The sequence below is a fragment of the Frigidibacter sp. ROC022 genome (assembly GCF_024723735.1).
In the GTDB taxonomy this organism is placed as follows: domain Bacteria; phylum Pseudomonadota; class Alphaproteobacteria; order Rhodobacterales; family Rhodobacteraceae; genus SLM-1.
Window position 1 is genome coordinate 890956 of sequence record NZ_JANQDU010000002.1, and the last position, 26102, is coordinate 917057.

The window sequence follows — 26102 nt, forward strand, 5'->3', positions numbered from 1 at the left end:
GCCCGCCGCGGGCTCAGTTCAGCAGCCCGGCGTGGACCATGGCGGCGCGGATGGCCTGCCGGGTCTGGTCGCTGACGCCCAGAAGCGGCAACCGCACCTCGTCCGAACAGCGACCCAGCATCGCCAGCCCGGCCTTGGCGCCGCAGAGGCCGGGTTCCAGGAAGATCGCCTCGTGCAGCGGCATCAGCCGGTCCTGGATGCCCAGGGCGGTCTTGAAATCGCCGGCCAGCGTGGCGGCCTGCATCTCGGCGCAGAGCCGCGGCGCGACATTGGCAGTGACCGAGATGCAGCCGACCCCGCCATTGGCGTTGAAGGCCAGCGCGGTGGCATCCTCGCCCGACAGCTGGATGAAATCGGGGCCGCAGGCGGCGCGCTGCTGGCTGACCCGGTCGAGCTTGGCGGTGGCGTCCTTGACGCCGACGATCCGCGGCAGTTTCGCCAGTTCGGCCATCGTCGCCGGAGTCATGTCGATCACCGAGCGCGGCGGGATGTTGTAGATGATGATCGGCAGGCCGCAGGCGTCATGGACTGCGGTGAAATGGGCGATCAGCCCGGCCTGGGTTGGCTTGTTGTAATAGGGTGTTACCACCAGCACCGCATTGGCGCCCGAGGCTTCGGCATGCTGGGCCAGGCGGATCGATTCGGCCGTGCTGTTCGAGCCGGCCCCGGCCACCACCGGCACCCGGCCCGCGGCGTATTCGACCACCGCGGCGACCACCGCGTCATGCTCCTCGTGGCTGAGCGTCGGGCTTTCCCCGGTCGTTCCGACCGGCACCAGCCCGCTGGAGCCTTCGGCAATCTGCCAGTCGACCAGCCGTTTCAGCGCATCGAAATCCACCGCGCCGTCCTTGAACGGCGTGACCAGGGCAGGCATTGATCCCCTCAACATGACACGCTCTCCTTGGCTGTTCGGGGCCGATCGGCCCCCCGTCAAAAGTCGGCGGACCCTAGCCCTTCGTCGCGGCATTGCCAAGTTCGTGAGTTGCGGGCGACAGGGGCCGCGCTAGGGTAGCCGGATGAGATCCTTCCGCGCACCGAAACTGTTCCGGTTGTTCTTCATTGTCCTGATGCTGCTGGCACTCGGGCGGCTGGCCCGTGCCGATACGCCCGAGCAGCTGGCAGAGGCAATGCAGCTCATGCGGCAGGGCGATTACGACGAGGCGCTGGAGACGGCGGGGCCCGAGGGATCGGTCGCGCGGGACATCATCGAATGGCACCGGCTGCGGGCCGGGAAGGGCAGTTTTGCCGACTATCGCGACTTTCTGGCCCGGCGCGGCGACTGGCCCGGCCTGCCCTATCTAATGAGGTTTGGCGAAAAGACCACCGAGGGCGCCGATCCGGCGGCGGTGGTGGCCTATTACGAGCTGGAGCCACCGCAGACCGGCAAGGGGGTGATCGCCGCGATTCGGGCCTATCAGGCGTTGGGCCAGACCGGCGATGCCGAGGCGCTGGCGGTGCTGGCCTGGCGCAGCATGTCGCTGGACGCGGATCAGGAAGCGGAGCTGTTGCGCCAGTTCCCCCGGCTGCTGGCGGCGCATCATGTCGCCCGGCTGGACATGGTACTGTGGCAGGGCTGGAAGGCCGAAGCGGAACGGGCGATGGCGCGGGTCCCGGACGGCTGGAAGGCGCTGGCGGCGGCGCGGATGGCCCTGCATGACGGCGCCGACGGGGTCGATGCGCTGATCGCCAAGGTGCCCGCGGAACTCGCCGGTGATGCCGGGCTGGCCTATGAGCGCTATCGCTGGCGCAAGCGCAAGGGCCGCGACGCCGATGCGCTGGCGATGATGGAGGAACGTTCGACCTCGGCCCGGGCGCTTGGCTATCCCGAGCGCTGGTCCCGCGACCGGAGGGTGATCGCCCGCGACCTGATGCGGGCTGGCAAGGGCGCCGAGGCCTATCGCGTCGCGAGCCGGCATTTCCTGCTTCCGGATGACCGGGACTATCCCGATCTGGAATGGCTGTCGGGCTATCTGGCGCTGCGGTTCCTGAAGGACCCGGCGCTGGCGCTGGACCATTTCACCCGGTTCCGGATGGCGGTCGATACCCCGATCTCGCTGGGCCGGGCCGGCTATTGGGAGGGCCGGGCGCTGGAGGCGATGGGCGCCCCGGTCGATGCCCAGGCGGCCTACGAGTTCGGGGCCGAGTTCCAGACCTCGTTCTACGGGCTGCTGGCGGCCGAGAAGGCCGGGCTGCCGATGGACCCGGCGCTGCTGGGGACCGAGACCTATCCCGACTGGCACAAGGCGGACTTCCTGGACTCCTCGGTCATGCAGGCGGCGCTGCTGCTGCTGAAGGCGGGCGAACAGGATCTGGCCGAGCGCTTCATGCGGCATCTCTGCGAAAGTCTCGACGCGACCGAGATCGGCCAGATGGCGGACATGGCGCTGGACCTGGACGAGCCGCATATTGCGCTGAGCCTGGCCAAGTTCGCCGCCGCTCGGGGCATCGTGCTGAACCGGCCCTATTATCCGCTGTCCGATCTGGCCGAGGCCGAGCTGCCGGTGCCGACCGAACTTGCGCTGTCGATCGCCCGGCGCGAGAGCGAGTTCAATCCCACCGTCGTCAGCCCGGCCGGGGCGCGCGGGCTGATGCAGTTGATGCCGGGCACCGCCAAGGAGATGGCCGGCACCCTGGGACTGGACTACGAGCTGGAGCGGCTGACCACCGATCCCGATTACAACGCCACCCTGGGCAGCGCCTATCTGGCCAAGCTGGTCGAGGAATTCGGATCGAACTGGATGCTGGTCGCCGCTGCCTACAATGCCGGGCCCAGCCGGCCGCGGCGCTGGATCGTCGACTACGGCGACCCGCGCCTGCCCGAGGTCGATGCGATCGACTGGATCGAGTCGATCCCCTTCGACGAGACCCGCAACTATGTCATGCGGGTCACCGAATCGATCCCGGTCTACCGCGCCCGGCTGCATGGCAAGGTCGAGCCGATCGCGCTGTCGGCGGCGCTGGAGGCGAAATAGCCGCCGCCGGCGCGGGCTGCGGCGGCAGGAGCCTCCGGCGGGGATATTTGAAAGATGAAGCAGGCCCGGCGACGCCGGGTTCCGCGTGACTTGTCCGCCGGTTCTTGCTGAACTGGCGGCCGGAGGACCCTGCATGACCGACTACCCGCATCTGCTGAAACCGCTCGACCTGGGCCATGTCACCCTGCCCAACCGGGTGCTGATGGGCTCGATGCACACCAATCTGGAAGAGACCGGCGACTGGGACCGGGTTGCGGCCTTCTATGCGCGGCGGGCGGCCGGCGGGGTGGGGCTGATGGTGACCGGCGGCATGGCGCCGAACCGCGAAGGCGGGGTCTTCCCCGGCGCCTCGGGCCTGTTCGGTGCCGCCGATATCGCCAATCACCGGAGCGTCACCGAAAGGATCCATGCCGAAGGCGGGCGGATCGCGATGCAGATCCTGCATGCCGGGCGCTATGCCTATGGCAAGGACTGCGTCTCGGCCTCGGCGGTGAAATCGCCGATCTCCCCCTTCGTGCCGCGCGCCCTGGACGCGGCCGGGATCGAGAAGCAGATCGCCGACATCGCCACCGCCGCCGCCCGGGCCCGCGAGGCGGGCTATGACGGCGTCGAGGTGATGGGGTCTGAAGGCTACTTCCTGAACCAGTTCCTGGTCACCCATGTCAACAAGCGCGAGGACGAGTGGGGCGGCAGCTACGAGAACCGGATGCGGCTGCCGGTCGAGGTAGTGCGCCGGGTGCGGCAGGCGGTCGGGGCCGATTTCATCGTGATCTACCGGATTTCGCTGATCGACCTGGTGCCCGAGGGGCAGAGCTGGGCCGAGGTGCTGCAACTGGCCCGGGCGATCGAGGCCGCGGGGGCCAGCATCCTCAACACCGGGATCGGCTGGCACGAGGCCAGGGTGCCGACCATCGCCACCTCGGTGCCGCGCCGCGCCTTTGCCTGGGTGACGAAGAAGCTGATGGGAGAGGTGTCGATCCCGATCGTCACCTCGAACCGGATCAACACGCCCGAAGTGGCCGAGGCGGTGCTGGCCGAGGGCTGCGCCGACATGGTCAGCATGGCGCGGCCGTTCCTGGCCGACCCGGATTTCGTCGCCAAGGCCGCGGCGGGGCAGCGCGCGCGGATCGCGCCCTGCATCGCCTGCAACCAGGCCTGCCTGGACCACACCTTTCAGGGCAGGACCGCGACCTGCCTGGTCAACCCGCAGGCCTGTTTCGAGACCGAGCTGCTGCTGGAACCAGCCCCGCAGGCGCGCCGGATCGCAGTGGTCGGGGCCGGGCCGGCGGGGCTTTCGGCGGCAATCACCGCGGCACGACGCGGGCATCGCGTGACGCTGTTCGAGCGCGAGTCCGAGATCGGCGGGCAGTTGAACATGGCGCGGGTGATTCCCGGCAAGGAAGAGTTCAACGGGCTGGTCGATTGGTTCCGGACCATGCTGGACGAGACCGGGGTGGAGCAGCAACTGGGCCGGGCGGCCGGGGTGCAGGAGCTTGGCGGTTTCGACGAGGTGGTCCTGGCCACCGGGGTGCGGCCGCGCGATCCGGGGATCGCCGGGCAGGATGGCGGCAATGTGCTGAGCTATGTCGATGTCCTGAAACATGGCGCCGAGGTCGGCCCGCGGGTGGCGGTGATCGGCGCCGGGGGGATCGGGTTCGACGTGGCCGAGTTCCTGACCGAGACCGGACATCCGACCGAGGATCTGGCTGCATGGCTGGCGGAATGGGGCGTGGCCGATCCGGAACAGGCGCCGGGCGGTCTGGCGCCCGAGGGGCCGCGGCCCTCGGCCCCGGCCCGGCAGGTGACGCTCCTGCAGCGCAAACCCGGCAAGCCGGGGCGCGGGCTGGGCAAGACGACCGGCTGGATCCACCGCGCAACGCTGGCCGCGAAAGGGGTGAAGATGATGGGGGGCGTGACCTATCGCCGCATCGGGCCGGAGGGGCTGCATCTGGGCATCGGGACCAAACCGGATGCGACGGAACTGCTGGCGGTCGATACGGTGGTGCTCTGCGCCGGACAGGAGCCGGAACGCGGGCTGGCCGAGGCGCTCGAGGCCGCGGGGATCGGCCATCACCTGATCGGCGGCGCCGAGAGGGCGGCAGAGCTGGATGCGCGGCGGGCGATCGACCAGGGCGTGCGGCTGGCGGCACGGCTGTGACGGCGACGATCGGCGAAAATGGCAACGATTGTGGCCAGGGTGCATCTGTCGCGATCGGCGGAATATTGCCGGTCCGACCTGGCCGGGGCAGGGCAACCCGTTGCCCTTGAAGTGTTTTTTTGATCCTGTCGCGACGGGGGCGGGTCCGGATTCGATGATTTCGGGTCACGGGGCCCGGCGCCCTGACGTTTCCCCTGACGCGACGATGCCCCAGTAAACCGCGATATTGTCGGTCTTGTTCCGCATTCCTGCCCGATTTGGACGCGATAACCGTCGCCGAGGGGCCAGCGAAGATAGGTTGCGGGTTAATGGACCGACTGACAGAAATGGAAGCGTTTGCCACCGTGGTGGATCAAGGCGGATTCACCGACGCGGCGCGCAAGATGGGGATTTCCAAGTCCGCCGTCTCAAAGCATGTGTCAGCCCTCGAGGCACGCCTTGGGGCCCGGCTTCTGAACCGGACCACGCGGCGGGTCAGCCCGACGGAAATCGGCCTGGCCTATTACGACCGCGCCCGGCGGGTGCTGACCGATGCCGGCGAGGCCGATGCGATGGTCTCGTCGATGCAATCGGCACCCTCGGGCCTGCTGCGGATTTCGGTGGCGACCGATTTCGGCGTCAATCACCTGAGCCCGGTTCTGGGCGAGTTCCTGCAGGAATTTCCCGACATCACCGTCAACATGGTGCTGAACAACCGTTATGTGGAGCTGATCTCGGAAGGCTTCGACATGGCGATCCGGATCGGCGAGCTGGAAGACAGCACGCTGCGCGCCCGCAAGCTGACCGAAACCACCCAGCGGATGGTCGGCGCTCCGAGCTATTTCGCGAAATACGGCCACCCCGCCAAGATCGACGACCTGAACGAGCACAAGCTGCTGCACTACTCGAACAACTCGGCCGGCAATGTCTGGAAGCTGACGGCGCCCTCGGGCGAGAAGCGCCAGGTGCGCACGGCGGGCTGGCTGACGGTCAATGACGGGCAGTCGCTGCTGAATGCCGCGATCTCCGGGCTGGGCATCGCCTATCTGCCGTCGTTCCTCTATGCCGAGGCGATGAAGGCGGGGCAGGTGATCGAGGCGATTCCGGACCTGCCGATCGACACCCAGGGCATCTATGCGGTCTATCCGCCGGGCCGCTTCACGCAACCCAAGGTGCGGGCCTTCATCGACTTCCTGGTCGGCGCTTTCGCCGAGAAAGGGCCGGACAACTGGTAAGCCCGGCGACCGGACCAGACTGGACAGGGCCGCGCGATGCGCGGCCTTTGTCGTTCGGCGAAACGCCGGGCGCGGGGGTCACTCGGTCGAGATCAGCACCGCTTCGACGCGGCGGTTCGCGGTGCGTCCGGCCTCGGTCAGGTTCGAGGCGCGCGGCGCCAGATAGCCCACGGCCTCGGCGCTGATCTGGTTTCGCGGCACGCCATAGCTCGTGGCCAGCCGCTCCACCACCGAGGCGGCGCGGCGCCGCGACACGGCGATGTTGATGTCGAGCCCGCCGGTGGAATCGGTATGGCCGACCAGGATCACCTTGCGGTCGGCATGGGCGTTCAGATAGGCGGCCAGCTCGGCCAGCGAGGCATAGGGGCCGGGGCCGAGCTCGGTCGATCCGGTGCCGAATGTCAGATCGTCCAGAACCACGAAACCGTTGGCTTCCAGCAGCTTCGCCAGATTGCCGGGCTGATAGTCGATGCCGTCCGGTACCGGGCCCTTTCCGTCGCCCTGTCCCGGGGTGATGGTGATCGCCTGACCGTTGTCGGCACCCTGCGCGGCGGCGCCGGTCTCGACCACCTGCACCTGCAGAAAGGCCGCCGTGGCGCTGCGACTGACCAGAAGGCTGATCGCCTCGGTCCCGTCTTCCCCGGGCTTTTCGGCGGCGAGATAGCGGAAATCGCCCAGATCGACATGCATCGCCGGTTCCGGCATCACGTCGATGGCAAAGCGGAAGTCGAAGCCGCCGCAGGTGATGGTGTCGCAATCGACCAGCAGGGTGAACCCCTGGGCGATCAGCTGCGCGCGCAGCGGATCGAGCAGCTGATAGCTGGTCAGATCGCCCGGCACCTCCCAGGCCTGGCGCGAGACCTGGCCGGCGAATTCCCGGGTCGGCACCTGGCCCTCTGCAAAGACCCCGACCGGCAGCCGCAGCCCCCCGGTTTCGGTCGTCGCGGCGGTGACATTCGCGGCGCCGGGCAGCTCCAGCGTCACCGCCAGGGCCGGCGTGGCCGACAGCAACAGCGCCAGAGCCGCGCGGATCATCGCGCCTGCGCGTGGTATTCGGGGTTCGGCTCCATCCCGCTGGCCGAGGCGACCCGGTTCGTCATGTTGAAGAACCCGGCGACCGAGGCGATGTCGAAGATGTCGCGGTCCGAGAACCCCGCGTCGCGCAGCACCTGGCGGTCGGATTCGGTGACGGTGGCGCTGGCGCGGGTCAGCAGCACGGCGAAATCGAGCATCGCGCGTTGCCGCGGGCTGAGCGGCGCGACCCGGTAGTTCATCACCATGGCCTCGCCCAGGGCCGGATCGCCCGACAGCGCCCGCACCGCGGCGCCATGCGCGACCTGGCAATACCAGCAGCGGTTCTCGGAGCTGACCACCACCGCGATCATCTCGCGCTCCAGCTTGCTCAGCCCCGAGGGCGCCAGCATCAGGTCGTTGTACATCGCCGTGAAGGCGTTCAGCTTGTCGATATCGAAGGCATAGGCGCGCAGGACATTCGGCACGATGCCCAGCTTCTCCTCGCAGAGCGCGAAGTAATCGGCGGTTTCCTTCGGCAAGGGATCGACCGGCGGCAGGTCCAATGCGGTGGGTTTCTCGGTCATCGGTCTGGTGCTATCCCCCTTGTCCCGCATCGGGCGGGATGCGGTAGTGATACTTTTCCACGATCTCCATGCCGAGGGAAGCATAGAGCCCGTTGGCGGCGGCATTCTGTCGCGTCACGGCCAGCGCCAGCCAGCGGGCGCCCAGCCTGTCGGCCCAGCCGGCCGCGGCGCGCATCAGGTTGCGGGCGGCGCCCTGGCGGCGGCTTTCGGGCAGGATGTGCAGCGCATGGACCATGGCGATGTCGTCGTCGAGAGCGACAAAGCCGACCCCGGCGGGCCGGTCCCCGGCCCGCGCCAGCAGCGCCATCTTCGGGCCGCCGACACGTTCCATCACCGCCAGCCGCGCCGGGCCGATTCCGCCCTCGGCCCAGAGGTCGCGCATGATCGCCAGCGGCGGCCAGAGCGCGAAGGCCGAGACCCGGGGCGGGGGCTCGGCGGCCAGGACCGGCACCGGGGCGAGGTAGAGTACCACCGGATCGTTGATCCGCCAGCCGCGTGCCTCAAGCGCCTGGTCCAGCGCCCGGGCCGCGGCGCCCGCTCCGATCTGGAAGATCGGCTCCGGCATCGCGGCAATGGTGCTGTCCAGCTCGGCCGGGGTGAACGCCGACTCGACCGTGGCGGCACTGACGCGCTGGCCGCCGCCCTGACCGTCGCGCAGGGTGAAGGGCCCCGTCCGCCAGCGCCGCGCCGGGGGCCAGGTCGCCTCCATCGCCGCAAAGAGCCGCGCCCCCGAGGGCCTGCCGTCGGCAGCGGGCGGGGCGCCCCGGCTCACCGGGTCTCGCCGGGGAACACGGAGGCCAGCCGTGCCATGGCGGCCTCGATCTCGGCCGCGTCGGTGCCGCGAAAGACGATGTTCGCGCCATAGCGGCCCTGCTGGATGAAGGGATAGGAGCCGATCGACAGCGCCGGGTAGTCGCTGGCGATCTCGGCCAGCGGGCCGGCGATGTCGCCCTCGGGCCGCTCGACCCTGAGCCCGCGCGAGATCAGCGGCGTGCCGCCGGTCAGCCCCGGCAGGACGCTGGCGACCATGGCCTGGAACACCGCCGGCACCCCGGCCATGACATGGACATTGCCGAGCGTGAAGCCCGGCGCGCCGGAGACCGGATTCTCGATCAGCGTGGCGCCGTCCGGAATCCGGGCCATCCGCAGCCGGGCCTCGTTCAGCTCGGTGCCCATCTTCTCGTAGCGGGCCGCCAGGATGGCGCGGGCATCGTCGCGGACCCCGATCCCGACCCCGAAGGCCCGGGCGATGGCATCGGCGGTGATGTCGTCATGCGTCGGACCGATCCCGCCCGAGGTGAAGACCGTCTGCCAGCGGCTGCGCAGGGCGTTCACCGCGGCGACGATCGCCTCTTCGTCATCGGCGACGATCCGCACCTCGCGCAGGTCGATCCCGGCCCGGGCCAGCTCCTGGGCCAGATGGTGCATGTTGGCGTCACGGGTGCGGCCCGAGAGGATCTCGTCACCGATCACAAGCATTGCTGCGGTTGGGTTGGGCATGGGGGCCTCGGCTGCCGTTTCTGCCCATGCTATAGCCGGGGGCGACGATGTTTCAAACCCTGCCGCTCTGGCAATTCCATGAGGCTTGACCTATCTTTGCGCCGAAAGTCACAGAAGGATCGGCCCGTTGGAGGATCGCACACACAGCCGTCTGACAAGGGACGGTATCCGGATCTACGAAGCCGCCGATTTCGACGGAATGCACAAGGCCGGCAAGCTGGCGGCGCAGATACTGGATGACGTCACCGCCCTGGTGCAGCCCGGCGCCACCACCGGCGCGATCGACGCCTGGATCACCGAGACGGTGGAGAACTCCGGCGCCACCTCGGCCACCATCGGCTACAAGGGCTACAAGCACGCCTCCTGCATCAGCGTGAACCATGTCGTCTGCCACGGGATTCCCGGCGACAAGGTGCTGAAGGAAGGCGATATCCTGAACATCGACGTCACCGTGATCGTTGACGGTTGGTTCGGCGATTCCAGCCGGATGTATGTGGCGGGCCGCCCGAACCGCAAGGCCGAGCGGCTGATACAGACCACCCATGACGCGCTGATGCTGGGGATCGAGGCGGTGAAGCCCGGCAACACCTTCGGCGACATTGGCGCGGCGATCCAGAGCTATGTCGAGGCGCAGCGGATGAGCGTGGTGCGCGACTTCTGCGGCCATGGCCTGGGCCGGGTGTTCCACGCCCCGCCGAACGTGCTGCATTACGGCCGTCCGGGCACCGGCGCCCGGCTCGAGGAAGGCATGTTCTTCACCATCGAGCCGATGGTGAACCTGGGCCGCCCCGAGACCAAGATCCTCGCCGACGACTGGACCGCCGTGACCCGCGACAAGTCGCTGTCGGCGCAGTTCGAGCATTCGGTGGGTGTCACTTCCGATGGCTGCGACATTTTCACGCTGTCGCCGGCCGGCAAGTTCCACCCGACCTGGGGCTGAAGGCCCGCCGGGCTGACCCGGCCGCCCCGATCCCCGTTGCGCCGGGCGACCCGCCCTAGAGCCCCAGCAGCCCGGGCAGGTCGCTCATCCGGTGGAACACCTCGGCCCCGATCTCGCGCAGCCGGGCGCCGTCGTCATGTTCGGCGAAGCCCAGCGTCCGCATTCCCGCCCGGACCCCCGCGGTGCAGCCCGAGGGGCTGTCATCGACCACCACGCAGTCGCCCGGCGCCACGCCCAGCCCCTCGGCTGCCAGCAGATAAAGTCCCGGGTCGGGCTTGGCCGTGCCATGGTCATGCGCCGACCACAGCCGCCCCTCGACCCGCCGCATCACCTCCGGATGCTGGCCAAGGGTGATCGCCATCTTCTGCCGGGTGCCGTTCGAGCCGACCGCATAGGGGATCGCCGCCGCGTCCAGCCTTTCGAGCACCGGCAGGATGCCCTCGATCAGCGCAACGCCTTCGGCCAGCCGGGCATAGAGCTCGGCATAGATGTCCGAGACCCAGTGCTCGGGCAGGGTGGCGCCCTGGTCGCGGGCGCGGGCGGCCACATTGGCCATGGTGCCGCCGATATAGCTGCTCGACACCTCCTCGACGCTGATCGGCAGGCCATGGCGGCTCAGGCTCTCGGCGATAAGCTCATGCGCCACCGGTTCGCTGTCCACCAGCACGCCGTCACAGTCGAAGATCACCGCCCTCGGGCGCGGGTTCGGGGTCATGTCGCCTCGCAGATCGTTACCAGCGTCTCGCCATAGCGGCGTTGGTCGCGCTGGACCAGCCCGGGCGGCGGCAGGGGCGGCCGGCTTTCCTCCCAGACCACCACCGCGCCGGGGGCGATCCAGCCGCCCGCCAGCGCCGACTCCAGTGCCGCCTCGCCCAGACCGGCGCCATAGGGCGGGTCGAGAAACACCAGATCGAAGCCGGCGCCGTCGCAGGGGCCCAGCCGGCGGGCATCGCGTTTCAGATGCCGGGCCTCGGCCCCGGCCCGGGCCAGGGAGAGGTTGCGCCCGATCAGCGCCGCCGCCGCGCGCCCGTCATCGACCAGCACCGCTTCCGCGGCGCCGCGCGACAGCGCCTCCAGCGCCAGCGCTCCGCTGCCGGCGAAGAGATCCAGCACCCGGGCGCCCTGCACCACATCGCCCATCCGGCCGTTGACCAGCAGGTTGAACATCGCCTCGCGGACCCGGTCCGGGGTCGGGCGCAGATGCGCGGCAGGGTCTCCGGCACCGAGTTCGGCCAGTTTCAGGCCGCGCATCCTGCCGCCGACGATTCTCACCCTAGGCTTTCAGCAGCGGTTTCAGATCGGCTTCCGGATCGGCAATCACCGCCGGATCGGGCGAGCGCCCGGCCTCGATCAGCCGCTTGCCGATCATGTAGGCGCGCGAGTCGTTCATCGCGTCCACCGCGATCAGCCGGTCGCCGGCATAGTACCAGTGCGACCGGCCCGGCGGCGTGTCGCGGATCACGATCCGGTCATAGCCGGTCGAGAGACCGGCGATCTGCAACTTGATGTCGAACTGATCCGACCAGAACCAGGGCGCCGGAACATAGTCCTGCGGCCGTCCGGCCATGTTGGCGGCGGCGCATTCGGCCATGTCGATCGCATTGCCGACGCTTTCCAGCCGAAGCCGCCCGGCCGGGCCGGGGAACGAGGCGCAATCCCCGGCCGCCCAGATCGACGGGTCCGAGGTCCGGCAGTGGCTGTCGGTGCGGATCCCGTTGTCGATCTCCAGCCCAGCCGCTTCGGCCAGGGCGGTATCGGGCGTGATCCCCACCCCGACGACCACGAAATCGACCTCCAGCGTCGAGCCGTCGCTCAACCGGGCGCTGCCGACCCGGCCTTCGCCCAGCAGCGCCTCGAGACCGCAGTTCTCGCGGATATCCACCCCTTCGGCGGCATGGGCGGCGCGGAAATAGTCGCTGGTCTCGGGCGCCGCCACCCGCTGCAATATCCGCGGCGCCGCTTCCAGCACCGTCACCTGCAGGCCGCGCCGCGCCGCCACCGCCGCCGCTTCCAGCCCGATATAGCCGCCGCCGACCACCAGCAGGCGCCGTCCCGCCGCGAATTCCGGGGCCATCGCATCGACATCGGCGAGGCTCCGCACCGTGTAGACGCCGTCCAGCTCGCCGCCGATCGCCGCCGGCAGGCGCCGCGGTACCGCGCCGGTGGCCAGCGCCAGACCGTCATAGGGCAGCACGTCCTCGCCCAGCGTCACCGTCTTCGCGCCCCGGTCCAGGGCCCGCACCGGCCGACCCAGCCGCAGCGCGATCCGGTTCTCGTCGTACCAGCTCTCCGGCCGCAGATAGAGCCGTTCGACCGCCATTTCGCCCAGCAGGTATTTCTTCGACAGCGGCGGGCGCTGATAGGGCGGCACCGGTTCTTCCCCGATCAGGGTGATCGCGCAGTCGTCATCCAGCGCCCGCAGCTTTCCGGCCAGCGCCTGCCCGGCCTGTCCCGCCCCCACGATCAGGAAATGCTTCGTCACATGCGCCCCCTCTGGCCTTGTCCGCGCCGGACCCTATATCCAGCTGCCGATGTAACGCAATTCAGGAGCGCGCGAAAATGACCATAGCCCAGGGAGACCGGCTGCCCGAGGCCACATTCCGCAGGATCGGTCCCGAGGGACCGGAAGAGGTCGCGCTGTCGGCGCTGACCCGGGGCCGCAGGATCGCCCTCTTCGCGGTGCCCGGCGCCTTCACCCCGACCTGCCATTCGGCGCATCTGCCCGGCTTCATCCGGTCCAGGCCCGGTTTCGATGCCAAGGGCGTGGACGAGATCGTCTGCATCTCGGTCAACGACGCCCATGTGATGCGGATGTGGGGCGAGGTCACCGGCGCCACCGAGGCCGGGATCACCCTGCTGGCCGATGCCGATGGCAGCTTCACCAGGGCCCTGGGAATGAGCTTCGACGCCCCGGCGGCGGGCCTCTATGGCCGCTCGAAACGCTATGCGATGTATGTCGTCGATGGCGTGGTTCAGGTCTTCGCGCCGGAAACCGGCCGCGGCTGCGAGGTCTCGGGCGCCGAGGCGCTGCTGGCCGCGATCTGAGCCCGGCACCCGCATCTTTGGGTCCGAAATACTCCCGCCGGAGGCGTCTGACGGCGCCGCCGGCGCGGCGGCGGGGCCTATTCGGCCGGCATCACCCGGGCCTCGGGCGGTTCCGGGCGGTCCGGCCAGACCAGGGTGCGGGTCGGGAAAGGAATGTCGATTCCCTCGGCGTCGAACCGGTCCTTGATGGCGCGGGTCAGGTCGCATTTCGTGTCCCACCAGTCGGCCCGCCGGACCCAGACCCGGACCGCGAAATCGACCGAGCTGTCGCCCAGGTTGGCGACCTTGATGAAGGGCGCCGGATCGGCCAGGGCGCGCGGCTCCTCGGCCACGATCGCGGCCAGCACCCGATCCACCTGCTTGAGATCCGCGCCATAGCCGACGCCGACCGTCAGGTCGATCCGGCGGGTCTCGTTGACCGAGTAATTGGTGATCGCCGAGGCCCAGATGTCGCCGTTCGGCACAATGATCTGCACATTGGCCGGCGTTGCCAGTTCGGTGAAGAACAGGTTGATCGTCTTCACCGTGCCGGCCGTTCCGGCGCCCTCGATATAGTCGCCGACCCGGAACGGCCGGAAGATCACCAGCATCACCCCGGCGGCAAGATTCGACAGGGTGCCCTGCAGGGCCAGGCCGATCGCCAGCCCGGCGGCACCGATCAGCGCCACCAGCGAGGTGGTCTGGATCCCGAACCGGCCCAGGATGAACACCCCGGCGAAGGCCAGCACCGCATATTGCGCCAGCGAACCCAGGAACGAGAACAGGGTGACATCGACCTTGGGATAGCGCGTCGCGATGCCCTGCACCCGGCGCTTGACCCAGCCCGAGAGATAGAGCGCCGCGAGCAGGATCAAGACCGCGTAAAGCAGGTTCAGCCCGATGGCGATCACTGCCGTGACCCTGTCGTCGTTCAGCCAGTCCATATCCGTTTCCTCGTGTGATCAGTGGGTCGCAAAGGCATCCATGGCGGTGGCCATCTCGACATCCAGCGCCGTCAGCCCGCCGGCCGAATGGGTGCTCAGCCGCACTTCGACCCTTTTGTAGACATTCGTCCACTCGGGGTGGTGGTCGATCTTCTCGGCCAGCAGCGCCACCCGGGTCATCCAGCTGAAGGCCTCGGAGAAATTGTGAAAGGTGAAGGTCTTGGTCAGGGCCGTGCCGGCCTCGGTCTCGATCCAGCCATCGGCCAGCAGCGGGTCCAGCACCGCGGCGCGGGTTTCCCCCGTCAGCAGCTCAGTCATTCGGCTTCCTCCCTCTCGTCGCGGCGGAACGGACCATAGGCGGTCAGCACCTCGATCTCGTTGTCCACCGCCTGTGCTTCCGCCTCCAGATAGTCCGCGACCGCGCGACGGAAACCCGGATCGGCAATCCAGTGCAGCGAATGGGTCTCGACCGGCAGATAGCCGCGGGCCAGCTTGTGCTCTCCCTGCGCCCCTGCCTCGACCCTCAGACCATGCGCGATGGCATAGTCGATGGCCTGATAATAGCAGAGTTCGAAATGCAGGAACGGATGATGTTCGGTGCAGCCCCAGTAGCGGCCGAACAGGGTCTTGCGGCCGATGAAGTTCAGCGCCCCGGCGACCGGTTCGCCGTCGCGCTCGGCCAGGACCAGCAGCACGTCGTCGCGCATGTCGCGCTGGATCAGGTCGAAGAACGGCCGGGTCAGATAGGGCGAGCCCCATTTGCGGCTGCCGGTGTCCTGATAGAAACGCCAGAAGGCGTCCCAGTGCTCGGGCCGCAGCCGGTCGCCGGTATAGCTGTTGATCTCGCCGCCGAATCCTTGCGCCTCGGCGCGTTCCTTGCGGATGTTCTTGCGCTTGCGGCTGCTCAGCGCGGCCAGGAAATCGTCGAAGCCCGCATAGCCCCGGTTCTCCCAGTGGAATTGCTGAGAGACCCGGTGCAGCAGGCCCATGGCCTTGCCCGCTTCGGCCTCTTCGGCGGTGCAGAAGGTGGCGTGAACCGAGGACAGGCCGTTGTCCGAGGCGATCCGCACCGCGCCTTCGACCAGCGCCGCGCGGCCGGTCTCCTCCCAGCCCGGCCGGGTCAGGAACCGCCGCCCGGTGGCCGGTGTGAAGGGCACGGCCAGTTGCAGCTTGGGGTAATAGCGCCCGCCGGCATTCTCCAGCGCATTGGCCCAGGCGAAATCGAAGATGTACTCGCCCTGGCTGTGCGATTTGAGATAGCTCGGCGCCACCGCCACCACCTGGCCCCCGGCACGGACCGTCAGCAGCCGCGGCATCCAGCCGGTGCCCTCTCCGACCGAGCGGCTTTCCTCCAGCGCCGCGAGGAACCGGTAGGTGGTGAACGGGTCGTCGGGGCGCCCGCCGTCCCCGGCCTCGGGGCAGGCGCAGGCGTCCCAGTCGTCACGGCCGATCGCCTCGATCGAGCCGTGCAGGGTCACTTCAAGCGTTTCGCTGGCCATGGCCCTAACCTCGGCGCTGCGGCGCCGGGGTCAAGGGACGACTTGCCCCGGGATCGCTGCTGCATAGCCTTCGAAGGTCACATTGTCGGCAATCCTGCGCGCTTCCGCCTCGACCACGGGCGAACGGATGGTCCAGCACAGCACCGCCGCGCCCTCGGCCTTCAGTTCGGCCACCCGGGGCCGCGCCAGGTCGCTGGCCTCGTGGCTGATGAAGCTGGCGCCGGTCGGGCCGTAATCGGGGATGCCGCGCAGGCGCAGGCGTTCTTCCTCGGGCATCCTGTTCCACCAGCTCTCGGCATAGCCGCAGGTGGTCAGGCCGCGCGGAATGTCCGGCGCCAGCCGCGCCAGATGCGCCACCGAATAGGGGTTGAAGGACATCAGCGCCACCGGCCCGGAATAGCCTGCCAGGGTCTCGGCCACCGTTTCCTCAAGCCTTCCATCCACCGGTTTCAGCGCATGGCTCTGGTCCTTGACCTCGATCAGCAGCGGCACCCGGCCCGCGACCTCGTCCAGAACCTGTGCCAGGGTCGGCACCCGTTCCTCGGAGCCGAGGATCTTCAGCTGGCCCAGGGTCGCCGCGTCCAGCCCGGTCACCGGGCCCTTGCGGCCGGTCAGCCGTTCCAGGTCGTTGTCATGGAAGACCATCGCCACGCCGTCCGACGAGGGTTGCACGTCGATTTCGATGCCATAGCCCGCCGCGATCGCGGCCCGCACGGCAGCAAGGGAGTTCTCGGGCCGTCCGGCCTCGGGGTCGTGATAGGCCCGATGCGCGATCGGCGGTCCCAGGAATGCAGGGTCGAGCTGTGTCATTCGATTTCAAAGATCCCTTCGATCTCGACCGCGACGCCCAGCGGCAGGGCGGCCACGCCGACGGCCGAGCGGGCATGGCGCCCGGCATCGCCCAGCACCTCGACCATGAAATCCGAGGCGCCGTTGACGACCTTGGGCTGGTCGGTGAAATCGGGGCTGGAATTGACGAAGCCGGTCAGCTTGACCACCCGCTTCAGCCGGTCCAGATCGCCGCCGCAGGCGGCCCGGACCTGGGCCAGCAACTGGACCGCGCAGGTCTTTGCCGCTGCGGCGCCGGCCTCGACGCTCACCTGGTCGCCGAGCCGCCCGGTGATCGGCCCCTCGGGCCCCCGCGACACCTGCCCGGAGATGTAGAGCAGGCCGCCCGCCTCGACCGCCGGCACGTAATTCGCCACCGGGGCGGCGGCGTCGGGCAGGCTCACCCCAAGCTCCGCCAGTCGTGCTTCGATCCGTCCAGCCATCGTCTTCTCCTCTTCGTTCATCCTGAATTCGGCTTGTTCCTACCGCGCGTCGTAGCCGGTGTCAGCTTTCCCGGAAGGCGCGGTTGAAGTAGTCGGCCAGCGGCTTGACCAGATATTCCAGCGGTGTCCGGCTGCCGGTGCGGATATAGGCCTCGGCCGGCATCCCAGGCACCAGGACAAGCCCGCTGGGCAGCCGCGAGGCCTCTCCGTCCTTCAGCCGGACCTTGGCGCGGTAATACTGGCCGCTGCGCTCGTCGGTGAAGGCGTCGGCCGAGATCTGCATCACCTCGCCTTCCAGTTCCGGCGTCGTCCGGCTGTCGAAGGCCGGGAACCGCAGCATCACGCTCTGGCCGACATGCAGAAGGTCGATGTGCAGGGTCGAAACCTGCAGGGCAATGACCAGCGGCCGGTCCTGCGGCACAAGGAACATCACCGGCTCGGCGGGCTTGATGACCGAGCGCGGGGTGAAGACCTGCATCGCGTAGACCACGCCCGAGACCGGCGCCCGGATGTCCAGCCGTCCGATCTGATCGACAAGGGCGCGGCGCCGCTCGGACAGCTCGATCTGCGAATAGCCGAGGTCGCGTAGCGTGGTGATCGCCTCTTCCTGGCGCTTGGTGTGCAGCTTCTGGATCTGGATCTCGATTTCTGTGATCCGCTCTCCGGCCTGGGCGCGGCTGGCGACCAGCTCGCCCTTGCGGCCCTCCAGGCTGGCCTGCTCGCGCTGCAGCGCCAGAACCCGGGTGGCCTGTGCCAGACCCTTGGCCAGCAGTTCCTCCTGGCTTGCCAGTTCCTGCCCGATCAGGTCGATCTGGGTCGAAAGCGCCGCGATCTGGGCGTCGATGCCATCGACCTGGCTGGCGATCTGTTCGCGTTGCTGGTCCAGTTGATCGGCCTCGCGGGCCATCGAGTTGGTCCGGGCCGCGAACAACCGCTGCTGGCCTTCGATCAGCTTGGCATAGGTCGGATTGGTCTTGCTGGCGGCGATCAACTCGGGATCGAAGGTGATGGTCGCGGCACCGTCGCGTTCGGCCTCCAGCCGCCCGATGCGCGCCAGGATTTCATAGAGCTGCCCCTCGACCACCGATAGCTCGGATTTGAGCTGGGTGCCGTCAAGCTGCAGGAGAAGCTGGTCGCGGCTGACCACGTCGCCCTCATGCACCAGGATCTCCGACACCACGCCGCCGTCCGGATGCTGCACCACCTGCCGGTTCTGCTCGACCTCGATCCGACCTGCGGCGACCACCGCCCCGGAGATTTCCGAGACCGCGGCCCAATAGCCGAACCCGCCCAGCAGGGTCAGCAGCGCCAGAACCCCGAGCATCACCGGGCCGCGGACGCCGAAGCGGCGCCGTGCCGTTTGGTCGGGCGGGGCGCCGCCGGGCCGGGTCTGGGTCTTCCTGCTCAACGGATGCCCCCTGTCGTGCCGCGGGCGATCTGCTTGTGGTTCAGCACCGTCTCGCTCAACACCTCGTCCCTTTTTCCGAAGGCCTTGCGCATTCCGTTCTCCAGCACCAGCAGCATGTCGCATTCCTGGATCGCCGCCGGCCGGTGCGCCATAATGATCACCGAGCGTCCTTCGGATTTCATCTGCCGGATCGCCAGGTTCAGCGCCTGCGAGCCCTCGTTGTCGAGGTTCGAGTTCGGCTCGTCCAGCACCAGCAGAACCGGATCGCCATACATGGCGCGGGCCAGGCCGATGCGCTGCATCTGGCCGCCCGACAGCCGGCCGCCCCCCGCGCTGACCCTCGTGTCGTAGCCCTCCGGCAGATCGACGATGATGTCATGCGCACCGGATTTCTGCGCCGCCGCGACAACCGCTTCGGAATTCGGCGTCAGGCTGAGCCCGGCGATGTTCTCGGCGATCGTGCCGTCGAACAGCTGCACCCGCTGCGGCAGATAGCCGATATGGCGGCCCAGCACCGCCGGGTCGAATTGTTCCAGCGTCGCGCCGCCCAGCCGGATCAGCCCGCCCGCCGGGCGCCAGACCCCGGTGATGGTCCGGGCCAGGGTCGATTTTCCCGATCCCGAAGGCCCGATGATGCCCAGGGCCTCGCCGGGGCGCACCTCGGCATTGATCATCCGCAGGCTGGCCTGCTGCTGGCCCGGCGGCACCACGGTGAGGTTCTGGACGATCAGATGCGCCTTCGGCCGCGGCAGGGCGGTGCGGGGTGGGTCCACCGGCATTTCGCCCAGCGTCGTGGCCAGCGTGCCCCAGCCCTTCCAGGCCCGTTGCACCACCTGCCACTGGCCGACCAGCATATCCACCGGCGCCAGCGCCCGGCCCAGCAGGATCGACGCGGCGATCATCACCCCCGCCGTCACCTCGACCCGCAGCACCAGCAGGGCCGCAAGGCCAAGCATCGCCGATTGCAGGAACATCCTGAAGGTCTTGGACAGGCTGGTGTAGCCCGCCGCGACATCGGCGGCCCGGATGCTGGTTTCGAGGCTCTCGGCGCGGGCCTGGTTCCAGCGGTCGTAGGCATTGTCCAGCATCCCCAGAGAGCGCACCATCTCGGCCTCGACCTGGATCTGAGACGCCATCCGCTCGGCCCGGATCATCGCTGCATTGGCCTTGTTCAGCGCCGGGGCCGAGGTCATCTGATTCAGGATCGCCACCAGCACCAGAAAGCCGCCGCCGCACAGCGCCAGTATCCCCAGCCAGGGATGGAAGATCGCGATGCCGGCCAGGAACAGCGGCACGAAGGGCAGGTCGAAGAGCGCCAGGAAGACCGGCGACGAGAACATCCGCTGGATCGCCTCGAGATCGCGCAGGTTGTTCACCGTCTCGCCCTGCCTTGTGCCAAGCGCGGCGCGGCGCATCACCGCCGAGAACACCCGCCGGTCGAGCTGTGCCTGAAACCGGGCGCCGACGCGGGCCATGATGCGGTTCCGGGCAAAGTCCAGGATCCCCATCATCGTGAACAGGAATCCCATCAGGATCACCAGCGCCAGAAGCGTCTCCTCCGAGCGGCTTCCCAGTACCCGGTCATAGACCTGCAGCATGAAGATCGGGCCGGTCAGCATCAGCAGATTGACGAACAGGCTGAACAGGCCGACGGTCCAGAACAGCGCCCGGCTCTGCTTGCGGATTTCGCGAAGTTCGGCCCGACCTGTCTCGGCTGGGGTCATAGGATGACCTCTTTGCTTCCTTCGGCGGGTTCACGCCGTCCCATATCACCCGAACGTCACGGCCGTGGGGCAAACTGTCCCGGGCCGAGGGGTCAGCTCGGCTTTACACCCAACTGTCTTGACGCAACAATGAGCATTCTCGGAAATCTGTCGATTGCAGGTGCTGAATTTCTATGTCTGAAGCTGGTTCTTCGTCCATTTTGCCACGGGTACAACGCATGGCACTGGCCCTGACGCTGGCCGTCTCGGGCTGCGGGCCTGCGGCGATACCGGATGGAATCCAGGACCCCTACGAGGCCCAGAACCGGCGGGTCCATGCCGAGAACACCTCGCTGGACCAGGTGCTAATAAAGCCGCTTTCGGGCGGCTATGGCGGCTCGACCCCGCGGCCGCTGCGCCAGGGGATCAGCCATTTCGCCGACAACGTCGATACGCCGCGCATGGTGGTGAACGCGATCCTGCAGGGCCGCGGCGAGGATGCGATCCACAACACCTTCCGCTTCATCCTGAACTCGACCATCGGGCTGGCCGGTCTGTTCGATCCGGCGACCAGCATCGGGCTGGAACGGCGCAGCACCGATTTCGGCGAGACCCTGCATGTCTGGGGCGTGAAGGAGGGCAACTATGTCGAGCTGCCGGTGCTGGGCCCCTCGACCGAGCGCGACAGCGTCGGCAAGGTGGTGGACAGTTTCCTGAACCCGCTCGGTTATGTGCTGCCCTCGCCCGAGAAATACGTTACCACCGTGTCGGGCGGCCTATCAAAGATTGGTGATCGCTATACCTATGGCTCGACGGTCGACTCTATCTTGTACGACAGCGCCGACAGCTACGCCCAGGCGCGGATACTCTATCTGCAGAACCGGCGCCACGATTTGCTGCGGTTCGGAACCGAAGGCGCCAGCGGCAAGGAATGCCGTGACGACCCCGACGCCTGTGAGCCCGACTATTACGACCCATACGAGGACCAGTGATGACCCTGACCAGCCGCCGCCAGTTCCTGACCGCAACCTCCGCTGCCGTTCTGGTCGCCGCCGTGCCGCTTCGGGCGATGGCGCTGACCACCCAGGGGGCCGCCGATCTGGTCGGCCGCGTGGTCGCCGACATCAATGCGGTGATCAACTCGGGCAAGTCCGAGCGCCAGATGTATGGCGACTTCGCGCGGATATTCAACAAATACGCCGATGTGTCGATCATCGCCAGTTCGGTGCTGGGCGCTTCCGGCCGCACCGCGAGCGCCGCGCAGAAATCGGCCTTTACCAAGGCGTTCATCGGCTACATTTCCCGCAAATACGGCAAGCGGTTCCGTGAGTTCATCGGCGGCAAGGTCGTGGTGAAATCGGCGCGACCGATCAAGTCGAATTTCGAGGTCAAGACGACCGCGATCCTGAAGGGCGAGGCCCCGTTCGAGGTGATCTTCCTGGTCTCGAACAAGTCCGGCAGGGACCTGTTCTACGACATGCTGATCGAAGGCGTCTCGCTGCTGCGATCGGAGCGCACCGAGATCGGCGCGATGATCGACCGGCGCGGCGGCAATCTGGATGCGATGATCAAGGATCTCGCCAAGGCCGGCTAGGTCGGGGCGCCCCGGCGTCCCGGCTGCGGCCCGCGGCGTCCGGTTCCGCGCGCCGCTGTCTTCTAGTTCCCGTTCACGATATTGCCGATCACGTCCAGCAGGATCCGGTCGGCCTCGTCGTCCACCGGCGGCGGTGCGATCTGATCGTCGGGCGTCTCGCGCGGCGCGTCGGCGGGCGAGGGAACCAGCATGGGCAGCGGCCGGGCCGGCAGGCCCTCGTGCACCCGGGTCATGGTCTCGCGCCAGATTTCCGCCGGCAGGCCCGAGCCGGTGACCCCGGTCAGCGGCCGGTTGTCGTCATATCCCATCCAGACCCCGGCGACGTAATCGGCGGTGAAACCCATGAACCAGGCATCGCGCGCCGCCTGGGTGGTCCCGGTCTTGCCCGCCGCCTGCCGGTCGTCCAGCTTGGCGCGCCGTCCGGTGCCGTGCTCGATCACCTGGTTCATCATGTAGATCAGCTGCTGCGCGGCCTTCTCGGTGATCACCCGTTCGCCCAAGCCGCCCTCCTGGCCCATCAGCGCCACGTCGTCGCCCTTTATCTTCAGCTCGATCAGCCCGAAGGGCTTCACGCTGGACCCGCCGTTGAGGATGCCGGCATAGGCCCCGGTCATCTCGATCAAGGTCGACTCCGACACGCCCAGGGCCAGCGCCGGCCCCGACGCCAGGTCACTTTGGATGCCGAAATCCGACGCGATCTTGCGGACATTCTCCAGCCCGACCTCGCGCGCGATCTTGATCGCCGGGATGTTCTCGGAATGCATCAGCGCCTCGGTCAGGGTCATCGGCCCCTTGAAGCAATGGCAGTAGTTCTGCGGCGACCAGGGGCCCGAGCCCTTGATGTCGATCGTCAGCGGTTCGTCCACCACGATGTCATTCGGCGAATAACCCTGATCCAGCGCCGCCGCATAGACGAAGGGCTTGAAGCTCGACCCGGTCTGCCGCTTGGCCTGGATGGCGCGGTTGAACTGGCCCGCCACGCCCTTCAGCTTGCGTCCGCCGACCATCGCCCGCACCGCGCCGTCCGCCGACATCACCACGATCGCGGCCTGCGCTTCCGAACCCTTCTTGACCTTGTTGTCGAACACCCAGGTCAGCGCCTCTTCGGCGGCCTGCTGAATCCGCGGATCGAAGGTCGTGTAGAGTTCGACATCCTCGGTCGTGTCGCGGGTCAGGAACGAGGGGGCGGTGTCCATCACCCAATCGGCGAAATAGCCCCCGGCGCGGGCCTCGGCGGCCGGCGAAAGCTCTGCCGGATGGGCGCGCGCCTCGTCGGCCTCGGCCTTGGTCAGATAGCCCTGTTCTTCCATCAGCCCGACAATCACCTTGGCGCGGTTCTGGCTGCGCTGCAGGTTGTTGGTCGGGGCAAAGCGTGACGGCGCGGTCAGCAGGCCGGCCAGCATTGCCGCCTCGGCCGGGTTCACCTGCGAGGCGGGCTTGCCGAAATAGCGTTCCGAGGCCGCCTCGAAGCCCCGCGACCCGGCGCCAAGATAGGCGCGGTTCAGGTAGATCGTCAGGATCTCGTCCTTGGAATACTTCGCCTCCATCGCCAGGGCATAGACGGCCTCCTTCATCTTCCGCCACAGGCTGCTCTCGCGGCAGTCGGCCTCGTAGGCGGCTTCGTTCTTCCATTTCTTCGGATCGTATTCGACGCCGATGCACAGGAGTTTCGCCACCTGCTGGGTGATGGTCGAGCCGCCGTTGCCCGACAGCGGCCCGCGGCCTTCGCGCAGGTTGATCCGGATCGCGCTGGCAATGCCGCGCGGGGACACGCCGAAATGCTTGTAGAAGCGCCGGTCCTCGGTCGCGATCACCGCGTTCTTGAGGTATTTCGACACCGAATCGGCGCTGACCGTGCCGCCATACTGATCGCCGCGCCAGGCAAAGACCTTGCCGTCACGGTCCAGCAGCGTGACCGAGCCGCGCACCCGCGCATCCAGCAGCGAGGAGGCCGGCGGCAGGGTCGAATAGAAATAGAACACCGCCAGACCGACAATCATCGCCACCACGACGGTCGAGCGCCAGGCGATTTTCCAGATCAGCCCGAACACCCAGCGAAACAGGGCCGCGAACAGCCCCAGGATGCCGCCGCTCCGCTTGCGCGGGGCGGGCCTGCGCCGCCGCCGGGCGGGCGCGGCCTTCTTCGGCGGCGCCTTCTTGGCTGCAGCCGGTTTCGTGTATCGCTTGTCCGCCACCAACCGGCCGCGGCCCTTGCCATTCGTGCTCATCTGCTCTGATCCCGACGGCCCAGCCGTTCTTTGTTTCGGCCGACCATACGGGGAAATGCCCGTCTTGTGGAGACCGAGAAATTCCCGCGACAGGTCTCATGTGTGCCTAAAAAGTATGCGGAAAGTCCTGTTTGTGCAAAAAATGTGCAACTTCTCCCGAATGAGCGCCCGAATCCGGCCCCCGAAGATTTGAATCCGGCCCCCGGCCCGTAGGTTCGGTTCCGAACTGCCCGAAGGCCGTTTGCACCACTCGAAGGGGACAGATGTGAAACTCATCATAGCAGCAATCAAGCCCTACAAGCTTGACGAAGTGCGCGAAGCGCTGACCGCGATCGGCGTCCGGGGAATGATGGTCGCCGAGGTGAAGGGCTTCGGCTCTCAGTCAGGCCATACCGAAATCTATCGTGGCGCCGAATACGCCGTGAATTTCGTGCCGAAAATGAAGCTGGAGATCGTCGTGACCGACGCGCTGGCCGACAGCGTGGTCGAGACGATCACCAAGACGGCCAAGACCGACAAGATCGGCGACGGCAAGATTTTCGTGCTCGACGTCGAAAGCGCCGTGCGGGTCCGCACCGGCGAAATGAACGAAGACGCGCTGTGACCGCGCCGGAGCTGAGGGAAACCAATACAATGAAGAACCTGACGAAAATATCCGGTGTCGCGGCCGCGCTGACGGCGCTGACCTCGGTCGCCGCCTGGGCGCAAGAGGCTGCCGAACCGGTGGCCGAAGCGGCCGAAGAGGCCGTGGTCGCGGTCATGGACAAGGGCGATGTCGCCTGGATGATGACCTCGACCGTGCTGGTCATGATGATGCTCATTCCGGGCCTGGCGCTGTTCTACGGCGGCCTGGTGCGGACCAAGAACATGCTCTCGGTGCTGATGCAGTGCACGCTGATCGGCGCCGTGGTGATGGTGATCTGGGTGGTCTACGGCTACTCCTTCGCCTTCGGTGGCGGCACTTCTCCCTTCTGGGGCGGCACCGGCAAGCTGTTCCTGGCGGGCGTGAGCGCCGACAGCATGGCGGCGACCTTCTCGGACGAATTCGTGATTCCCGAATTCGTGTTCATCTCGTTCCAGATGACCTTCGCGGCGCTGACACCGGCGCTGTTCATCGGTGCCTTCGCCGAGCGGATGAAATTCTCGGCCGTTCTGCTGTTCACCGTGCTCTGGGTGACCTTCGTCTACTTCCCGGTGGCGCATATGGTCTGGGACGGCGCCGGCCTGATCTTCAACATGGGCGCACTGGACTTTGCCGGTGGCACCGTGGTGCATATCAACGCCGGGATCGCGGCCCTGGTGGCCTGCCTGATGATCGGTCCGCGGATCGGCCTGGGCAAGGACATGATGGCCCCGCATTCGATGACCCTGACGCTGGTCGGCGCGGCCCTGCTCTGGGTCGGCTGGTTCGGCTTCAACGTCGGCTCGAACCTGGAAGCCAACGGCGGTGCCGGCCTGGCGATGATCAACACCTTCGTCGCAACGGCGGGCGCGATCGTGGCCTGGAGCGTGATCGAGGGGCTGACCCGCGGCAAGGCCTCGATGCTGGGCGCAGCCTCGGGCATGATCGCCGGCCTGGTCGCGGTGACCCCGGCCTGCGGTTCGATCGGCCCGGTCGGCGCCATCGTTCTGGGTGCCCTGGCCTCGGCGGTCTGCTACTTCTTCGTGGCGGTGGTGAAGAACAAGTTCGGCTATGACGATAGCCTGGACGTGTTCGGCATCCACGGCATCGGCGGGATCATCGGTGCGGTCGGCACCGGCATCTTCACCGCGCCGAGCCTGGGTGGCGCCGGTGGCGAAGACTTCGTGATGGCGGCGCAGACCTGGATCCAGATCAAGGCGGTGATCATCACCATCCTGTGGTCCGGCATCGGCTCGTTCATCCTGCTCTCGATCACCAAGATGGTCACCGGCCTGCGTGTCACGCCGGAAGACGAGCGGCAGGGCCTGGACCTCTCCTCGCACGGAGAGAGCGCCTACCACTACTGACAGCTTCGGGTGGTCGCCCCCAGGGTGGCCGCCCGAGACGACCTCGGACTGGCGTCCTTC

Annotated in this window: 25 protein-coding genes; 9 read left to right on the forward strand and 16 right to left on the reverse strand. The window is 67.8% G+C overall.

The features are described from left to right. Window positions 1-13 precede the first annotated feature (13 nt). On the reverse strand, window positions 14-889 hold the full coding sequence (gene dapA / locus NUW50_RS11115) for a 4-hydroxy-tetrahydrodipicolinate synthase (protein WP_258289176.1): 876 nt from the start codon (window positions 887-889) through the stop codon (window positions 14-16). A 127-nt stretch (window positions 890-1016) separates the two neighbouring features. Between dapA and NUW50_RS11120 the strand changes: the two genes are divergently transcribed. The 3 genes from NUW50_RS11120 to NUW50_RS11130 all read left to right on the forward strand — a co-directional run bounded on the left by NUW50_RS11120 (window position 1017) and on the right by NUW50_RS11130 (window position 6344). Continuing rightward, window positions 1017-2972 (forward strand): lytic transglycosylase domain-containing protein, encoded by a 1956-nt coding sequence (locus tag NUW50_RS11120; protein WP_258289177.1) that lies wholly within the window; start codon window positions 1017-1019, stop codon window positions 2970-2972. Window positions 2973-3105: 133 nt separating this feature from the next. Next, window positions 3106-5130: an NADPH-dependent 2,4-dienoyl-CoA reductase gene (locus tag NUW50_RS11125; protein ID WP_258289178.1), complete on the forward strand. Its 2025-nt coding sequence runs from the start codon at window positions 3106-3108 to the stop codon at window positions 5128-5130. Between the two features lie 308 nt (window positions 5131-5438). Beyond that, window positions 5439-6344, forward strand: coding sequence for a LysR family transcriptional regulator (locus NUW50_RS11130; RefSeq protein ID WP_258289179.1), 906 nt, complete (start codon window positions 5439-5441; stop codon window positions 6342-6344). 78 nt (window positions 6345-6422) lie between these two features. On the opposite strand, the gene NUW50_RS11135 is transcribed toward NUW50_RS11130, so the two are convergent. Genes NUW50_RS11135 through NUW50_RS11150 form a run of 4 tightly spaced genes read right to left on the reverse strand, consistent with a single transcriptional unit; the run spans window position 6423 to window position 9442 of the window. Continuing rightward, entirely contained in the window at window positions 6423-7379 is a 957-nt protein-coding gene (locus tag NUW50_RS11135; protein ID WP_258289180.1) for an OmpA family protein, read from the reverse strand. Next, entirely contained in the window at window positions 7376-7942 is a 567-nt protein-coding gene (locus NUW50_RS11140; RefSeq protein ID WP_258289181.1) for a peroxidase-related enzyme, read from the reverse strand. Before NUW50_RS11140 ends, NUW50_RS11135 begins: the two co-directional genes overlap by 4 nt. A 10-nt stretch (window positions 7943-7952) precedes the next feature. Next, on the reverse strand, window positions 7953-8651 hold the full coding sequence (locus NUW50_RS11145) for a GNAT family N-acetyltransferase (RefSeq protein WP_258289321.1): 699 nt from the start codon (window positions 8649-8651) through the stop codon (window positions 7953-7955). A gap of 59 nt (window positions 8652-8710) precedes the next feature. Further along, window positions 8711-9442 (reverse strand): competence/damage-inducible protein A, encoded by a 732-nt coding sequence (locus tag NUW50_RS11150; RefSeq protein WP_258289182.1) that lies wholly within the window; start codon window positions 9440-9442, stop codon window positions 8711-8713. 127 nt (window positions 9443-9569) lie between these two features. Here NUW50_RS11150 and map point away from each other — a divergent pair, with 127 nt between their 5' ends. Then, a complete protein-coding gene (map, locus tag NUW50_RS11155) occupies window positions 9570-10382 on the forward strand; it encodes a type I methionyl aminopeptidase (protein ID WP_258289183.1) in 813 nt (270 codons plus the stop codon). 55 nt (window positions 10383-10437) lie between these two features. On the opposite strand, the gene NUW50_RS11160 is transcribed toward map, so the two are convergent. The 3 genes from NUW50_RS11160 to NUW50_RS11170 are packed head-to-tail and all read right to left on the reverse strand — an operon-like array spanning window position 10438 to window position 12864. Next, window positions 10438-11097 (reverse strand): HAD family hydrolase, encoded by a 660-nt coding sequence (locus tag NUW50_RS11160; protein ID WP_258289184.1) that lies wholly within the window; start codon window positions 11095-11097, stop codon window positions 10438-10440. Further along, entirely contained in the window at window positions 11094-11654 is a 561-nt protein-coding gene (rsmD, locus tag NUW50_RS11165) for a 16S rRNA (guanine(966)-N(2))-methyltransferase RsmD (protein WP_258289185.1), read from the reverse strand. Before rsmD ends, NUW50_RS11160 begins: the two co-directional genes overlap by 4 nt. Window position 11655: 1 nt before the next feature. Beyond that, window positions 11656-12864: an NAD(P)/FAD-dependent oxidoreductase gene (locus tag NUW50_RS11170; RefSeq protein WP_258289186.1), complete on the reverse strand. Its 1209-nt coding sequence runs from the start codon at window positions 12862-12864 to the stop codon at window positions 11656-11658. Between the two features lie 77 nt (window positions 12865-12941). Here NUW50_RS11170 and NUW50_RS11175 point away from each other — a divergent pair, with 77 nt between their 5' ends. Next, window positions 12942-13427, forward strand: a complete 486-nt coding sequence (locus NUW50_RS11175) for a peroxiredoxin (protein WP_258289187.1) — start codon at window positions 12942-12944, stop codon at window positions 13425-13427. Between the two features lie 77 nt (window positions 13428-13504). Here the strand turns inward: NUW50_RS11175 and NUW50_RS11180 are convergent, their stop codons facing one another. The 7 genes from NUW50_RS11180 to NUW50_RS11210 form a co-directional block, all read right to left on the reverse strand. Beyond that, window positions 13505-14350: a mechanosensitive ion channel family protein gene (locus tag NUW50_RS11180; protein WP_258289188.1), complete on the reverse strand. Its 846-nt coding sequence runs from the start codon at window positions 14348-14350 to the stop codon at window positions 13505-13507. Window positions 14351-14368: 18 nt separating this feature from the next. Continuing rightward, window positions 14369-14668, reverse strand: a complete 300-nt coding sequence (locus NUW50_RS11185; RefSeq protein ID WP_258289189.1) for a 4a-hydroxytetrahydrobiopterin dehydratase — start codon at window positions 14666-14668, stop codon at window positions 14369-14371. Beyond that, the gene (locus NUW50_RS11190; RefSeq protein WP_258289190.1) at window positions 14665-15849 is read right to left on the reverse strand and encodes a GNAT family N-acetyltransferase; all 1185 of its coding nucleotides are present in this window, start codon (window positions 15847-15849) and stop codon (window positions 14665-14667) included. The genes NUW50_RS11185 and NUW50_RS11190 overlap by 4 nt, the downstream gene beginning before the upstream one ends. 30 nt (window positions 15850-15879) lie before the next feature. Further along, window positions 15880-16659: a glycerophosphodiester phosphodiesterase family protein gene (locus NUW50_RS11195; protein WP_258289191.1), complete on the reverse strand. Its 780-nt coding sequence runs from the start codon at window positions 16657-16659 to the stop codon at window positions 15880-15882. After that, complete coding sequence (locus tag NUW50_RS11200; RefSeq protein ID WP_258289192.1) at window positions 16656-17120, reverse strand: RidA family protein; 465 nt, start codon at window positions 17118-17120, stop codon at window positions 16656-16658. The genes NUW50_RS11195 and NUW50_RS11200 overlap by 4 nt, the downstream gene beginning before the upstream one ends. Before the next feature lie 61 nt (window positions 17121-17181). Then, on the reverse strand, window positions 17182-18444 hold the full coding sequence (locus NUW50_RS11205) for an HlyD family type I secretion periplasmic adaptor subunit (protein ID WP_258289322.1): 1263 nt from the start codon (window positions 18442-18444) through the stop codon (window positions 17182-17184). An 80-nt stretch (window positions 18445-18524) separates the two neighbouring features. Then, window positions 18525-20252, reverse strand: coding sequence for a type I secretion system permease/ATPase (locus NUW50_RS11210; protein ID WP_258289193.1), 1728 nt, complete (start codon window positions 20250-20252; stop codon window positions 18525-18527). Between the two features lie 218 nt (window positions 20253-20470). On the opposite strand from NUW50_RS11210, the gene NUW50_RS11215 reads away from it, so the two are divergent. Together NUW50_RS11215 and NUW50_RS11220 are read left to right on the forward strand one after the other, a co-directional pair. Beyond that, window positions 20471-21223, forward strand: coding sequence for an MlaA family lipoprotein (locus NUW50_RS11215; RefSeq protein ID WP_258289194.1), 753 nt, complete (start codon window positions 20471-20473; stop codon window positions 21221-21223). Further along, window positions 21223-21825, forward strand: coding sequence for an MlaC/ttg2D family ABC transporter substrate-binding protein (locus tag NUW50_RS11220; RefSeq protein ID WP_258289195.1), 603 nt, complete (start codon window positions 21223-21225; stop codon window positions 21823-21825). The genes NUW50_RS11215 and NUW50_RS11220 overlap by 1 nt, the downstream gene beginning before the upstream one ends. A 62-nt stretch (window positions 21826-21887) precedes the next feature. On the opposite strand, the gene NUW50_RS11225 is transcribed toward NUW50_RS11220, so the two are convergent. Beyond that, window positions 21888-24053 carry a transglycosylase domain-containing protein gene (locus NUW50_RS11225; protein ID WP_258289196.1) on the reverse strand — a complete coding sequence of 722 codons (2166 nt, stop codon included), beginning with the start codon at window positions 24051-24053 and terminating at the stop codon, window positions 21888-21890. A gap of 265 nt (window positions 24054-24318) precedes the next feature. On the opposite strand from NUW50_RS11225, the gene NUW50_RS11230 reads away from it, so the two are divergent. Both NUW50_RS11230 and NUW50_RS11235 read left to right on the forward strand, forming a co-directional pair. Beyond that, on the forward strand, window positions 24319-24657 hold the full coding sequence (locus NUW50_RS11230; RefSeq protein ID WP_258289197.1) for a P-II family nitrogen regulator: 339 nt from the start codon (window positions 24319-24321) through the stop codon (window positions 24655-24657). A 29-nt stretch (window positions 24658-24686) separates the two neighbouring features. Next, window positions 24687-26042: an ammonium transporter gene (locus NUW50_RS11235; RefSeq protein ID WP_258289198.1), complete on the forward strand. Its 1356-nt coding sequence runs from the start codon at window positions 24687-24689 to the stop codon at window positions 26040-26042. The last annotated feature ends 60 nt before the right edge of the window (window positions 26043-26102 follow it).